General features: G+C 55.3%; 11 protein-coding genes. 9 read left to right on the plus strand and 2 right to left on the minus strand.

Translation table 11 applies throughout. The annotated features are described in order from the left end of the window. Window positions 1–196: 196 nt before the first annotated feature. From ssuE to ssuB, 5 genes are read left to right on the plus strand one after another with little or no spacing between them, the layout of a single operon-like run. Entirely contained in the window at window positions 197–748 is a 552-nt protein-coding gene (gene ssuE, locus PW844_RS01675; RefSeq protein WP_299446075.1) for an NADPH-dependent FMN reductase, read from the plus strand. 11 nt (window positions 749–759) lie between these two features. Beyond that, a complete protein-coding gene (locus tag PW844_RS01680) occupies window positions 760–1,716 on the plus strand; it encodes a sulfonate ABC transporter substrate-binding protein (RefSeq protein WP_299446078.1) in 957 nt (318 codons plus the stop codon). 10 nt (window positions 1,717–1,726) lie between these two features. After that, entirely contained in the window at window positions 1,727–2,872 is a 1,146-nt protein-coding gene (gene ssuD, locus PW844_RS01685) for an FMNH2-dependent alkanesulfonate monooxygenase (RefSeq protein ID WP_299446081.1), read from the plus strand. 10 nt (window positions 2,873–2,882) lie between these two features. Then, a complete protein-coding gene (gene ssuC / locus PW844_RS01690; RefSeq protein WP_299446084.1) occupies window positions 2,883–3,668 on the plus strand; it encodes an aliphatic sulfonate ABC transporter permease SsuC in 786 nt (261 codons plus the stop codon). Further along, window positions 3,665–4,456, plus strand: a complete 792-nt coding sequence (gene ssuB, locus PW844_RS01695; protein WP_299446087.1) for an aliphatic sulfonates ABC transporter ATP-binding protein — start codon at window positions 3,665–3,667, stop codon at window positions 4,454–4,456. The genes ssuC and ssuB overlap by 4 nt, the downstream gene beginning before the upstream one ends. Window positions 4,457–4,527: 71 nt before the next feature. Here ssuB and pepN read toward each other — a convergent pair whose 3' ends face one another. Continuing rightward, window positions 4,528–7,143, minus strand: a complete 2,616-nt coding sequence (gene pepN, locus PW844_RS01700; protein ID WP_299446090.1) for an aminopeptidase N — start codon at window positions 7,141–7,143, stop codon at window positions 4,528–4,530. A 231-nt stretch (window positions 7,144–7,374) separates the two neighbouring features. On the opposite strand from pepN, the gene pncB reads away from it, so the two are divergent. The 4 genes from pncB to PW844_RS01720 all read left to right on the plus strand — a co-directional run bounded on the left by pncB (window position 7,375) and on the right by PW844_RS01720 (window position 12,939). Then, on the plus strand, window positions 7,375–8,595 hold the full coding sequence (pncB, locus tag PW844_RS01705) for a nicotinate phosphoribosyltransferase (RefSeq protein WP_299446093.1): 1,221 nt from the start codon (window positions 7,375–7,377) through the stop codon (window positions 8,593–8,595). A gap of 152 nt (window positions 8,596–8,747) precedes the next feature. Continuing rightward, on the plus strand, window positions 8,748–10,148 hold the full coding sequence (gene asnS, locus PW844_RS01710) for an asparagine--tRNA ligase (protein ID WP_084873720.1): 1,401 nt from the start codon (window positions 8,748–8,750) through the stop codon (window positions 10,146–10,148). A 300-nt stretch (window positions 10,149–10,448) separates the two neighbouring features. Next, entirely contained in the window at window positions 10,449–11,549 is a 1,101-nt protein-coding gene (ompF, locus tag PW844_RS01715; protein ID WP_299446100.1) for a porin OmpF, read from the plus strand. A 199-nt stretch (window positions 11,550–11,748) separates the two neighbouring features. Beyond that, window positions 11,749–12,939: an amino acid aminotransferase gene (locus tag PW844_RS01720; RefSeq protein WP_299446103.1), complete on the plus strand. Its 1,191-nt coding sequence runs from the start codon at window positions 11,749–11,751 to the stop codon at window positions 12,937–12,939. Between the two features lie 77 nt (window positions 12,940–13,016). Here the strand turns inward: PW844_RS01720 and PW844_RS01725 are convergent, their stop codons facing one another. Further along, window positions 13,017–13,646: an MBL fold metallo-hydrolase gene (locus PW844_RS01725; protein ID WP_084873717.1), complete on the minus strand. Its 630-nt coding sequence runs from the start codon at window positions 13,644–13,646 to the stop codon at window positions 13,017–13,019. Between the last annotated feature and the right edge of the window lie 15 nt (window positions 13,647–13,661).

Here is a 13,661-nt window from a genome sequence, read left to right on the forward strand (position 1 = left end):
CTATTTTGTGACCGCAGGGTTTTCGGAATAGTCGTATCGCTCCTCTGCCATCCAATGATTGATAACCCGCCCATTTGCAGATTCCGGCTTACCATTACCGGATAAATCATTTAAGCCCCGCCCCCCGCTCTGTCAGGATTAAGTCATCAGTTCTCAATATCAGATAATCAATAACTTTTAGTTATAAGGAGTGACTATGCGGGTTATTACGCTGGCAGGCAGCCCTCGATTCCCTTCCCGTTCTACGGCGTTGCTGAGCCTGTGCCAGCACGCGCTGGAAGCGCGCGGTGTCGAAGTGATTCCCTGGAATATTCACAACTTTCAACCGGAAGATCTGCTCTATGCACGTTTCGATTCCCCGGCACTGCAGGCACTGAAAGAGGACCTGGCGAGTGCCGAGGGCCTGATCGTCGCCACCCCGATTTATAAAGCTTCCTTTTCAGGCGCGCTGAAAACGCTGCTCGATCTACTGCCAGAGCGTGCACTGGAGCACAAAGTGGTGCTGCCACTGGCAAGCGGCGGAAGCGTGGCCCATATGCTGGCGGTGGATTACGCCCTGAAACCGGTACTGAACGCCCTGAAAGCCCAGGAAGTGCTGCACGGCGTCTTCGCCGACGATAACCAGATTAGCCATTATGACCGCCAGCCCGAGCTGGACCAATTGCTGGCCGCACGCATTGATGAAGCGCTGGATACCTTCTGGCATGCGTTGCATCGCCGCCATCAACCTTATGCTCAGGCCGTATAAAAGGAAGAGATATGAAAAGGACGCTATCGCGCTGGCTGGCTGGCCTTGCAATGGTATTGACGCTGAATGTCAGTGTGCATGCCGCAGAGGCACCCGCCCAGTTTCGTATTGGTTATCAAAAAGGTTCGGTCAGCATGGTGCTGGCAAAATCGCACCAGATGCTGGAACAACGTTTTCCGCATACCCAGATCCAATGGATTGAGTTTCCCGCTGGCCCGCAAATGCTGGAAGCGCTGAACGTCGGCAGTATCGATCTTGGCAGTACCGGCGATATCCCGCCGATTTTTGCGCAGGCGGCCGGTGCCGATTTGTTGTATGTCGGAGCGGAACCGCCCAAGCCAAAAGCCGAGGTGATTCTGGTGCCGAAAGATAGCCCGATCCACAGCGTGGCCGAATTGAAGGGCCATAAGGTGGCGTTTCAGAAAGGCTCCAGCTCGCACAACCTTTTATTGCGTGCGCTGGCGCAGGCCGGTCTGAGCTTCAAAGATATCCAGCCCACTTATCTGACACCTGCCGATGCTCGTGCCGCATTTCAGCAGGGTGATGTCGATGCCTGGGCGATCTGGGATCCCTATTACTCAGCCGCGCTGTTGCAGGGCGGCGTGCGCGTGCTGGCGGATGGCAGCAAGCTGAATCAAACCGGCTCGTTCTATCTCGCCACTCGTAAATTTACCGCAGCCAATGGCAATTTTGTGCAGCAGGTACTGCAAACCTTCAGTGACGCCGATGCTCTGACCCGCAGCCAGCGCGAGCAAAGTATTGACCTGCTGGCACAGGCGATGGGGCTGCCAAAACCGGTGATTGCCAGCTATCTCGATCATCGTCCACCCACCACCATTACGCCGGTCAGCGCCCATACGGCGCAGGCCCAACAACAAACCGCTGACCTGTTTTATGCCAATCATTTGATGCCGGTAAAAGTGAACATCGCCGATCGCATCTGGCAGCCACAGTCCGCCCAGCCTTAAGGAGTCAACAATGAGCGTATCCGTATTCTGGTTTCTTCCTACTCACGGTGATGGTCGCTATCTCGGCACGGCCGAAGGTGCACGTGCGGTTGATCATGCTTATCTGCAACAGGTGGCGCAGGCTGCCGACCGCCTTGGTTTTGGTGGCGTCCTGATTCCGACCGGGCGCTCCTGCGAAGACGCCTGGCTGGTCGCGGCGTCACTGATTCCGGTCACGCAGCGTCTGCGTTTTCTGGTCGCGCTGCGCCCAGGGGTGATTTCCCCCACGCAGGCCGCGCGTCAGGCAGCGACCCTCGATCGCCTCTCCAATGGTCGCGTGTTGTTTAACCTGGTGACCGGTGGCGACCCGGAAGAACTGGAAGGTGACGGCGTGTTTCTTGATCACCGCGAGCGTTACGTTGAGTCCGCCGAATTTACCCGTATCTGGCGTCGGGTACTGGAAGGCGAAACCGTCGATTATGACGGCAAACACGTCAAAGTCCGCGGTGCTCGCCTGCTGTTTAAACCGGTGCAACAACCGCGCCCACCGTTGTGGTTTGGTGGCTCCTCCGATGCCGCGCAGGATTTGGCCGCAGAACAGGTTGATGTCTATCTCACCTGGGGTGAACCACCGGCACTGGTGAAAGAGAAAATTGCCCAGGTACGTGCCAAAGCCGAGGCGCAGGGCCGCAAAGTACGTTTTGGCATTCGTTTGCACGTTATCGTGCGTGAAACCAACGAAGAAGCGTGGCGGGCAGCCGATCAGCTGATTTCTCATCTGGATGACGCCACCATCGCCAAAGCACAGGCAGGGTTCGCGCGTTACGATTCTGTCGGCCAGCAACGGATGGCGGCGCTGCACGGTGGCCGCCGTGACAAGCTGGAAGTCAGCCCGAATCTGTGGGCCGGGGTTGGCCTGGCGCGGACCGGTGCCGGTACGGCGTTAGTCGGTGATGGCCCGACAGTGGCCGCACGCATGCAGGAATATAGAGATCTCGGCATCGAGACCTTTATTCTCTCCGGCTATCCGCATCTGGAGGAAGCGTATCGCGTCGGTGAGTTGCTGTTCCCGCATCTTGACCTCGAAGTGCCGCAGATTCCTCAGCCGCGTAACATTCAGCCGCACGGTGAAGCCGTAGGGAATGACTATATGCCGCAGAAAGTCGCGCAGCGTTGAGGAGCACATAATGTCCAGGAAACAGCTCAGTAACGCCTTCCTGCCGTGGTTGCTGCCAGTGCTGCTGGTGGTGGTCTGGCAGCTGGCATCACAAATCGGGCTACTGTCGACGCGTATCCTGCCATCGCCGGAGAATATTTTGATCACTTTCTGGCGTCTCACCGCCAGCGGTGAATTGTGGCAGAACCTCGCCATCAGCAGCTGGCGCGCGGCGATTGGTTTCGGTATCGGCGGATCCATTGGCCTGGTGCTGGGTCTGATTACTGGCACTTCGCGCCTTGGGGAGCGCCTGCTCGATACCTCAGTGCAGATGCTGCGCAACGTGCCGCACCTGGCGTTGATCCCGCTGGTGATCCTGTGGTTCGGCATTGATGAGGCGGCAAAAATTTTCCTCGTCGCGCTCGGCACCATGTTCCCCATTTATCTCAACACCTACCACGGTATCCGTAATATCGATCGTGGTCTGGTGGAAATGGCGCGCAGCTATGGCCTCTCCGGCTGGAGCCTGTTTATTCAGGTGATCCTGCCCGGCGCGCTACCTTCCATCATGGTAGGCGTGCGTTTTGCGCTCGGCCTGATGTGGTTGACGCTGATTGTGGCCGAAACGATTTCCGCCAACTCTGGCATTGGCTATCTGGCGATGAATGCCCGTGAGTTTTTGCAAACCGATGTGGTGGTGGTCGCCATCATTCTGTATGCCCTGCTCGGCAAACTGGCCGATGTCGCGGCACAACTGCTGGAACGCGTATGGCTGCGCTGGCATCCGGCTTATCAACTGAAGGAGGCTAACGCATGAGCACTGCAACCCTCACCCCGGCGCGCCTGAACAGCGGCACACCGGTGGGCGTTAACGGCGTCAGCAAACAATATGGCGACCGTACCATCCTGAATAATATCGACCTGCATATCCCGGCAGGACAATTTGTCGCGGTTGTGGGTCGCAGCGGCTGTGGCAAAAGTACCCTGCTGCGCCTGCTGGCCGGGCTGGAATCCACCACCCGCGGTGAATTGCTGGCGGGAAATGCCCCACTGGCGGCCGCGCGGGAGGATACCCGCCTGATGTTCCAGGACGCCCGACTGCTGCCGTGGAAAAAGGTGATCGATAACGTCGGCCTTGGGCTGAAAGGCCGCGCCTGGCGTGAAAGTGCACGGGAAGCGCTGGAGGCAGTAGGCCTGGCGGAACGCGCCAATGAATGGCCGGCGGCGCTCTCTGGTGGTCAGAAACAGCGGGTGGCGCTGGCGCGTGCGTTGATTCATCGTCCCGGCCTGTTGTTACTGGACGAGCCTCTCGGGGCGCTGGATGCGCTGACGCGTATTGAGATGCAAGGATTGATTGAATCGTTATGGCAGCAACATAATTTCACGGTGCTTTTAGTCACCCACGATGTCAGCGAAGCAGTCGCCATGGCGGATCGGGTGTTGCTGATTGAAGAAGGCCAGATCGGACTGGATTTAACGGTTGATCTACCGCGCCCACGCCGTCGCGGCTCTGCCCGGCTGGCCGAGCTGGAAGCGGAAGTGCTGGATCGGGTAATGAAGCGCAGCGCCACCGAGCAACCGTTGCGGTTTGCGCAGCAACGTTAATGGAACCTGTAGCGGCGCAATTTATTGCGCTGTTTTAAAAGGCGCGCGATAAATCGCGCCGCTACGGTTAATTACGCATTCAGAGCTTTGGTGATCTTCTCGTACAAATCCCCGGACAGTTTATCCAGCCCTTTCAGCGTCTCCAGCGCCTGACGCATCAGCGCCTGGCGGCCTGCATCGTAACGTTTCAGACGAATCAGCGGCTCGATCATGCGCGCAGCAACCTGCGGGTTACGCGTGTTGAGGTCGGTCAGCATCTCCACCAGGAACTGATAACCACTGCCATCTTTGGCATGGAATGCCGCTGGATTCGCCGAAGCAAACGCACCAATCAGTGAACGGATACGGTTCGGGTTGCCCATGGTGAAAGAACGATGATGCAACAGCGCCCGCACTTTGCTCAGGACGTCAGCCGCCGGGCTGGTGGCCTGCAACACGAACCATTTATCCATCACCAGGCCATCCTGATGCCAGCGCTCGTCATACGCCGCCAGTAACGCATCGCGGCACGGTAACTGAGCGGCAACCGCCGCAGACAACGCAGCCAGTGCATCGGTCATATTGGTGGCCTGCTGATATTGCGCCTGCACCAGCTGGTCAGCCTGTTCCGCATCGGCAAACGCCAGATAGCCCAGACACACATTCTTCAGCGCGCGCTTACCGATTTCCGCATGCTCGATGTGGTATGCGCTGCTCTGATTGGCACGATAAACCGCCAGCAACTCATCACTCAGTTCTTTGGCCAGGGTGCGTACCAGCGCTTCACGGACTTCGGCAATCGCCTGTGGATCAATCACCTCAAACAACTCAGCGATTTCATTTTCTGACGGCAGTGACAGGATCAGCGCCATCAACGCCGGGTCACCCTGCTCATCAAGCAGTACCGCACGGAAAGCATCGGCCACATGCAGCGGCAGCGACAGCGGTTGCCCCTGCTGATGACGCGCCACATTCAGACGGATGTAAGTCGCCAGCAGGCTCTGCGCCGCATCCCAGCGCGAGAAATCGTTACGCGCGTGACGCATCAGGAACGTCAGTTGTGCATCGCTCCATTTATAGTCGAGCTTCACCGGCGCAGAGAATTCACGCAGCAGTGATGGCACCGGCTGGAAATAGACGTTATCAAACACGAAGCTCTGGAACTCTTCGGTTACGTTCAGCACATGGTGCACCGGATGGCCATTATGTTGCAGCGGGATAACCTTGCCTTCGCCATCGTAAAGTTCGATATCCAGCGGGATATGCAGCGGCAGCTTTTCTTTCTGCTCGGCGGTGGGCGGCGTGTGCTGGGTCACATGCAGCGTATATTGCTCCAGCTCCGGGTTGTAATCATCACGCACCGTCAGCACCGGCGTACCCGCCTGGCTATACCAGCGGCGGAACTGCGACAGGTCGACATTGGAAGCATCTTCCATCGCCTGAACAAAATCGTCGCAGGTCGCGGCACTGCCATCGTGACGCTCAAAATACAGCTGCATCCCCTTCTGGAAATTCTCTTCGCCCAGCAGGGTGTGCATCATACGGATCACTTCAGAACCTTTTTCATACACCGTCAGGGTGTAGAAGTTGTTCATCTCAATCACCTGATCCGGGCGGATGGGATGTGCCATCGGGCTGGCATCTTCAGCAAACTGCGCACCACGCATCACGCGGACGTTATCAATGCGATTGACCGCTCGCGAGCCAAGGTCAGAGCTGAATTCCTGATCGCGGAACACCGTCAGCCCTTCTTTCAGGCTGAGCTGGAACCAGTCGCGGCAGGTGACACGGTTGCCGGTCCAGTTATGGAAATATTCGTGGCCGATCACCGCTTCAATGCCGAGATAATCTTTGTCGGTGGCGGTTTCTGCTTTCGCCAGCACATATTTAGAGTTAAAGACGTTGAGGCCTTTGTTCTCCATTGCGCCCATATTGAAGAAATCCACCGCGACGATCATAAAGATATCGAGGTCGTATTCGAGGCCAAAACGCTCTTCATCCCACGCCATGCTGTTTTTCAGCGAGGTCATCGCCCAGTCAGCACGATCCAGGTTGCCGCGATCGACGAAGATCTCCAGCGCCACATCACGCCCTGAACGGGTGGTAAAACTGTCGCGCAGTACGTCAAAATCACCGGCCACCAGCGCAAACAGATAGCAGGGTTTTGGGAACGGATCCTGCCATTTCACCCAATGACGGCCATCTTCATGGCGACCGCTGTCCATCTTGTTACCGTTGGACAGCAGGAACGGATAGCGTGCCGCATCCGCAATAATAGTGGTGGTAAAGCGCGCCAGCACGTCCGGGCGATCCAGATACCAGGTAATGTGACGGAAACCTTCCGCTTCGCACTGGGTACACAGCGCTTCACCCGACTGGTACAGCCCTTCCAGGGCAGTATTTTTATCTGGATGGATGTCATTGATGATGGTCAGGGTAAAGTTGTCTGGCAGCTGGCTCAGCACCAGCGCGCCCTCTTCCTCACGATAATGCGACCAGGCATTACCATCTACCGCCAGTGACACCAGCGTGAGGTCTTCTCCGTCCAGACGCAGCTCGGCCTGGCTATTCCCTAAACGCTTCACCTGGCTTACGGCAGTGACGCGCGTGGTGGCCGCATCAAGCTCAAACGTCAGATCGATATCGGTGATGGTGAAATCAGGCGCACGGTAGTCGTGACGATATTTAATTTGCGGCTGTTGCGTCATAAATCCTTCTCGCATCGTTAAAATGTTTACCCGTCAAAGTCTAAGCGTGTTGTGCCTCAGTTGCCACGCACAATGCGTGCCTTAGCAGAAAATGCTACAATTTATTAACAATGGCACAAATGACCCTCGACCCGCTACCCGCAAATATGGTGTGATCGCGGTCTATTACTGTTTTATACTCCTGCGTCTTTATGACTTTGTTGAACACCGGGCTATGCTCCGCGGAAGAGGATGCTGAAACGCACCATGACAGGACACGCTTCCCCGATTTTGACCACGCTGCTTGATACCGATGCCTACAAGCTTCATATGCAGCAGGCCGTATATCATCGTTATTACGATGTCCCGGTCACGGCGGAGTTTCGCTGCCGTGGCGCTGAGTTGCTCGGCGTCTACGCGGACGAACTCCGTACCCATATCGATGCGATGCAATCCCTCGCCCTGAGCGAAGAGGAATATCGTTACCTTTCTGCCCTGCCCTTCTTTGACGCCGACTACCTCAGCTGGCTGCGCGGTTTCCGCTTTAATCCCGGCCAGGTTGTGGTGCGTAATGACCACGGCAAACTCGCCATTCAGATTAGCGGTCCGTGGCGTGAAGTGATTCTGTGGGAAGTGCCGCTGCTGGCGCTGATCAGCGAAGTGGTGCACCATCATCGTACGCCGGACATCGGCGTAGATCAGGCGGTCACGCATCTGCAGCATAAGCTGGCTGATTTTCGGCAGAAAGTGGGCGATCTGGATATGTCCCGATTCCATCTGATGGACTTTGGCACCCGTCGCCGCTTTTCACAACCGGTGCAGGAAGCGATTGTCAGCACGCTGAAACAGGATTTCCCGTGGCTGGTTGGCACCAGTAACTATGACCTGGCGCGCCGTCTGCAGCTCAACCCGGTCGGCACCCAGGCACATGAATGGTTCCAGGCGCATCAGCAGATTAGCCCGGTTCTTGCCAACAGTCAGCGCGCGGCGCTGCAATCCTGGCTGGACGAATATGATGACCAGCTCGGCATCGCCCTCACCGATTGCATCACCATGGATGCATTTCTGCGTGATTTTGGCCCCGGCTTTGCTCACCGCTATCAGGGCTTGCGCCATGATTCGGGCGATCCGGTGGAATGGGGTGAGAAAGCCATTGCGCATTATCAGCGGCTGGATATCGACCCACGCAGCAAAACGCTGGTGTTCTCGGACAACCTCGACCTGGATAAAGCGCTGGCGCTGTACCGTCATTTTGGCCAGCGCGCCAATGTGGTGTTTGGTATCGGCACGCGTCTGACCTGCGATATTCCAGGGGTGACGCCGCTGAATATCGTGATCAAGCTGGTGAGCTGCAATGGCAAACCGGTGGCGAAACTTTCCGACAGCCCAGGTAAAACCATCTGCCAGGATAAAGCCTTCGTACGGGCGTTGCGTAAAGCCTTTGACCTGCCGCTGGTGAAAAGAGCCAGCTGACCTTTATACAGCAGGGTGCCCGCACCCTGCTGTTCTGCAACAAATCTCCCTCTGACCCGGCAATTTTGCTTGTTTCCTGATGGCTCACAAGTAACATAGCAAAACCCCAAATGGGGGATTACATTACTTCATCTATATAAAGAGAGAAATTTATGAGCGTAGTGCCTGTAGCGGATGTACTACACGGCCGTGTCGCGGTTGACAGTGAAGTCACCGTACGTGGTTGGGTGCGTACCCGAAGAGATTCCAAAGCCGGTCTTTCCTTTATCGCCGTTTATGACGGTTCCTGCTTTAATCCCGTTCAGGCTGTCGTCAATAATTCTCTGAATAATTATCAGGACGAAGTGCTGCGTCTGACCACCGGTTGCTCGGTCATCATTACCGGCAAAGTGGTGGAATCACCGGGTGAAGGCCAGGCGTTTGAATTGCAGGCCACCAACGTGGAAGTAGTTGGCTGGGTTGACGATCCGGACACCTACCCGATGGCGGCGAAACGCCACAGCATCGAATACCTGCGTGAAGTGGCGCACCTGCGTCCGCGCACCAACCTGATTGGCGCAGTCGCGCGTGTCCGCCATACCCTGGCCCAGGCACTGCATCGTTTTTTCCATGAGAATGGTTACTTCTGGGTTTCCACGCCGCTGATCACTGCGTCCGATACCGAAGGTGCTGGCGAAATGTTCCGCGTTTCGACGCTGGATCTGGAAAACCTGCCACGCGATCCGCAGGGCAAAATTGACTTCGATAAAGACTTCTTCGGTAAAGAAGCCTTCCTGACGGTATCCGGCCAGCTCAACGGTGAAACCTACGCCTGTGCGCTGTCGAAGGTCTACACCTTTGGCCCGACCTTCCGTGCCGAAAACTCCAATACCAGCCGCCATCTGGCCGAATTCTGGATGCTGGAGCCGGAAGTGGCATTTGCCACCCTGGATGATGCGGCAGCGCTGGCTGAAGCCATGCTGAAGTACGTGTTTAAAGCGGTGCTGGAAGAACGAGCCGACGATCTGGCGTTCTTTGCCGAGCGCGTAGACAAAGATGCGATTTCGCGCCTGGAACGTTTTGTTAATGCAGATTTCGCGCAGGTGGACTACACCGATGCCATCGAGATTCTGCTGAAAAGCGGCCAGAGCTTCGAAAATCCGGTCGCCTGGGGCGTGGATTTGTCGTCAGAACACGAACGTTATCTTGCCGAGCAACACTTCAAGGCTCCGGTGGTGGTGAAAAACTATCCGAAAGATATCAAAGCCTTCTATATGCGTATGAACGAAGATGGCAAAACCGTTGCGGCGATGGATGTGCTGGCGCCTGGCATTGGTGAAATCATCGGGGGTTCACAGCGTGAAGAGCGTCTGGATGTGCTGGATGCCCGCCTCGCTGAGATGGGTCTGAACAAAGAAGATTACTGGTGGTACCGTGACTTACGTCGTTACGGCACCGTGCCGCACTCCGGTTTCGGTTTAGGTTTCGAACGATTAATCGCCTATGTCACCGGCGTACAAAATGTAAGGGATGTTATCCCCTTCCCGCGTACTCCGCGTAACGCCAATTTCTAAAATCCGCGATTAATTATAAGTAATTCATATATATAACGAGGTCGGCTTTGCCGGCCTTTTTTTATTTTTGTAAATTTAGAGTTCTCTCACAAAGTTCCCGATATTTTACATCTTGTAATACATATTTTCTTTTTGATACTTAATTGCGAGATTAGTAGCATTTTCGAGGTAGAATTACCAACCCCGGGATGGAAAGATGCGTGCAGACACAGGAGACACCAAACTTCTTTCAAGGTTCCCGTAAAGGTTTCTTGACGGCAGTGGCAGGTGTCCAAATAACTCCAATGAGGGTAATAAAAAATGATGAAGCGCAACATTCTTGCAGTGGTTATCCCTGCTCTGTTAGCTGCTGGTGCAGCAAACGCAGCAGAAATCTACAACAAAGATGGCAACAAATTAGACCTGTACGGTAAAGTTGATGGTCTGCATTACTTCTCTGACGACTCAGGCAACGATGGCGACCAGTCTTACGTGCGCTTCGGCTTCAAAGGTGAAACTCAGATCACCGACCAGCTGACCGGTTACGGCCAGTGGGAATACAACATCCAGGCTAACAACTCTGAAGGCGGTTCTGACGCGCAGTCAGGCAACAAAACCCGTCTGGGCTTTGCTGGTCTGAAATTCGCTGACGCAGGCTCTTTCGACTACGGTCGTAACTACGGCGTAGTTTACGATGCAATCGGCTGGACCGATATGCTGCCGGAATTCGGTGGCGACTCCGGTTACTCTGACAACTTCATGGCTGGCCGTTCTACCGGTCTGGCAACCTACCGTAACACCAACTTCTTCGGTCTGGTTGATGGTCTGAACTTTGCTCTGCAATACCAGGGTAAAAACGACCGTACTGACGACCCGCGTCGTGCAAACGGTGACGGCTGGGGTACTTCAGTTTCCTATACCTCTCCGATCGGTATTGGCATCGTAGGTGCTTATGCATCCGGCGATCGCACTAATGCGCAGAACACAATGGCTTACGGTAGTGGCGACAAAGCTCAGCAGTGGGCTACTGCGCTGAAATATGACGCGAACAACGTATACCTGGCAGCGATGTACAGCGAAGCACGTAACGCGACCTACATCTCTAACAGCAACATCACCCTGGCTGACGATAGCAACCCGAACGGTTTTGCTAACAAATCTCAGGTTATCGAATTCGTAGCTCAGTACCAGTTCGATTTCGGTCTGCGTCCGTCTGTCGCCTATGTTCAGTCTAAAGGCAAAGACATCGAAGGTATCGGCGATGCTGACCTGTACAAATATGTTGATGTGGGCGCTACCTACTACTTCAACAAAAACATGTCTACCTACGTAGACTACAAAATCAACCTGCTGAACGATGACAACCCGCTGGGTCTGAACACCGACGATATCGTAGCAGTAGGTCTGGTTTACCAGTTCTAATCTGTCGATTAGCACCGTGTAATACCTTAAAACGGAGCCTTATGGCTCCGTTTTGCATTTCAGTGATCCGCTTCAAAATAAGCAGCATTAATCCCCACCATTGTATTATTTCTTTTTCGTCTCAGCGGTTGGCAAGCGTGCCATCTGACGCTAACCTGATAGCTCATTTTGCTAAAGTTCACGCAACTGGACCTCACTCATGTTTGAATCGATCTCTGCCGCACCCGCCGATCCTATCCTTGGTCTGGCCGACCTGTTTCGCGCCGACGACCGCCCGAATAAAATCAACCTTGGCATTGGTGTGTATAAAGATGAAACCGGTAAGACCCCGGTACTCACCAGTGTAAAAAAAGCTGAGCAATATTTGCTGGAAAACGAAACCACCAAAAATTACCTCAGCATTGATGGCCTGGCTGATTTCGCGCGTTGTACCCAGGAACTGCTGTTTGGCAAAGAGAGCACGCTGGTGACCACTGGGCGAGCCTGCACCGCTCAAACACCGGGTGGTACGGGTGCGTTGCGTGTAGCGGCAGATTTCCTCGCGAATCAGACCAGCGTGAAGCGTGTGTGGGTGAGCAATCCAAGCTGGCCGAACCACAAAAATGTGTTTAACGCAGCGGGCCTCGAAGTCTGTGATTATCAGTATTACGATGCGGCCAACCATACGCTGGATTTCGACGGCATGGTCGCATCCCTGCGTGAAGCCAAAGCGGGTGATGTGGTGCTGTTCCACGGCTGCTGCCACAACCCTACCGGTATCGATCCGACAGCAGAACAATGGCAGCAACTGGCTGCGTTGTCTCAGGCTAACGGCTGGCTACCGCTGTTTGACTTCGCCTACCAGGGCTTTGCCCGTGGTCTGGATGAAGATGCAGAAGGCTTACGCATTTTTGCTGCTTCCCATCAGGAGCTGATTGTTGCCAGCTCTTACTCGAAAAACTTTGGTCTGTACAATGAACGTGTCGGTGCGCTGACACTGGTGGCCGCTAGCAGCGATGTGGCAAAAACCGCGTTCAGCCAGGTGAAATACAGCATTCGCGCCAACTACTCCAACCCGCCTGCCCACGGTGCAGCCATCGTGGCGACCATCCTCAGTAACGATGCCCTGCGTACCATCTGGCAGCAGGAGTTGACTGATATGCGCCAGCGTATTCAGCGCATGCGTCAGCTGTTCGTCAACACACTGGCTGCGAGCGGCGCACAGCAGGATTTCAGCTTTATCATTAAGCAGAACGGCATGTTCTCGTTCAGCGGCCTGACAAAAGATCAGGTGGTGCGTCTGCGTGAAGAGTTCGGCGTGTATGCGGTGAATTCCGGTCGCGTTAACGTCGCCGGGATGACGCCAGACAATATGTCGGCGTTGTGCGAAGCGATTGTGGCAGTGCTGTAAAGATTAACCCGTAGCGGCGCGATTTATCGCGCATGTTTTACCAACATCGCGTGATGAATCAGGCCGCTACGGTAATTTTATTGCAGGAACGGATTACTGATACGTTCGCGGCCCAGCGTGGAAATCGGTCCATGCCCCGGTACGAAGGTCACATCATCGCCCAGCGGCAGAAGTTTGGTTTTAATCGCCGCGATCAAATCGCTATGGCTTCCCTGGGGGAAATCGGTCCGGCCAACGCCACCGTTAAAGATCACATCCCCGGAGATCAGCAGACGACCGGCGCGATCGAAAAATACGATATGGCCCGGCGTATGACCAGGGCAATGCAGCACTTCCAGCGTTACCTCACCGACCTGCACCGTTTCACCCTCTTCCAGCCAGCGATCGGGTGTCAGGGGCGCACATTCCGGCAAACCGAACATCTGGCTCTGCACCGGCAATCCATCCAGCCAGTATTTATCGCGTAACTGTGGTCCGATAATCGGCACCTGAAAATGGGCCGCCAGCTCGGCCGCAGCGCCGACATGATCGAGATGTCCATGCGTCAGCAGTATCTGTTGCGGGGTAATGCCACGCTCTGCCAGCACCGCGATAATGGTGGCGGCGTCGCCACCCGGGTCCACCAGCGCGGCCTGCTGGGTATCATCTCCCCAGATAACTGAACAGTTCTGGGAAAATGCCGTGACCGGAATAATGAGGTAGTTCATAGCGCTCCATGACCG

It is taken from the genome of Pantoea sp. (assembly GCF_028283705.1).
GTDB lineage: Bacteria > Pseudomonadota > Gammaproteobacteria > Enterobacterales > Enterobacteriaceae > Pantoea.

Coding starts and splice junctions, on each gene's coding strand:
- ssuE (WP_299446075.1), top strand. CDS start 197: ATGCGGGTTATTACGCTGGCAGGCAGCCCTCGATTCCCTTCCCGTTCT.
- PW844_RS01680 (WP_299446078.1), top strand. CDS start 760: ATGAAAAGGACGCTATCGCGCTGGCTGGCTGGCCTTGCAATGGTATTG.
- ssuD (WP_299446081.1), top strand. CDS start 1,727: ATGAGCGTATCCGTATTCTGGTTTCTTCCTACTCACGGTGATGGTCGC.
- ssuC (WP_299446084.1), top strand. CDS start 2,883: ATGTCCAGGAAACAGCTCAGTAACGCCTTCCTGCCGTGGTTGCTGCCA.
- ssuB (WP_299446087.1), top strand. CDS start 3,665: ATGAGCACTGCAACCCTCACCCCGGCGCGCCTGAACAGCGGCACACCG.
- pepN (WP_299446090.1), bottom strand. CDS start 7,143: ATGACGCAACAGCCGCAAATTAAATATCGTCACGACTACCGTGCGCCT.
- pncB (WP_299446093.1), top strand. CDS start 7,375: ATGCTGAAACGCACCATGACAGGACACGCTTCCCCGATTTTGACCACG.
- asnS (WP_084873720.1), top strand. CDS start 8,748: ATGAGCGTAGTGCCTGTAGCGGATGTACTACACGGCCGTGTCGCGGTT.
- ompF (WP_299446100.1), top strand. CDS start 10,449: ATGATGAAGCGCAACATTCTTGCAGTGGTTATCCCTGCTCTGTTAGCT.
- PW844_RS01720 (WP_299446103.1), top strand. CDS start 11,749: ATGTTTGAATCGATCTCTGCCGCACCCGCCGATCCTATCCTTGGTCTG.
- PW844_RS01725 (WP_084873717.1), bottom strand. CDS start 13,646: ATGAACTACCTCATTATTCCGGTCACGGCATTTTCCCAGAACTGTTCA.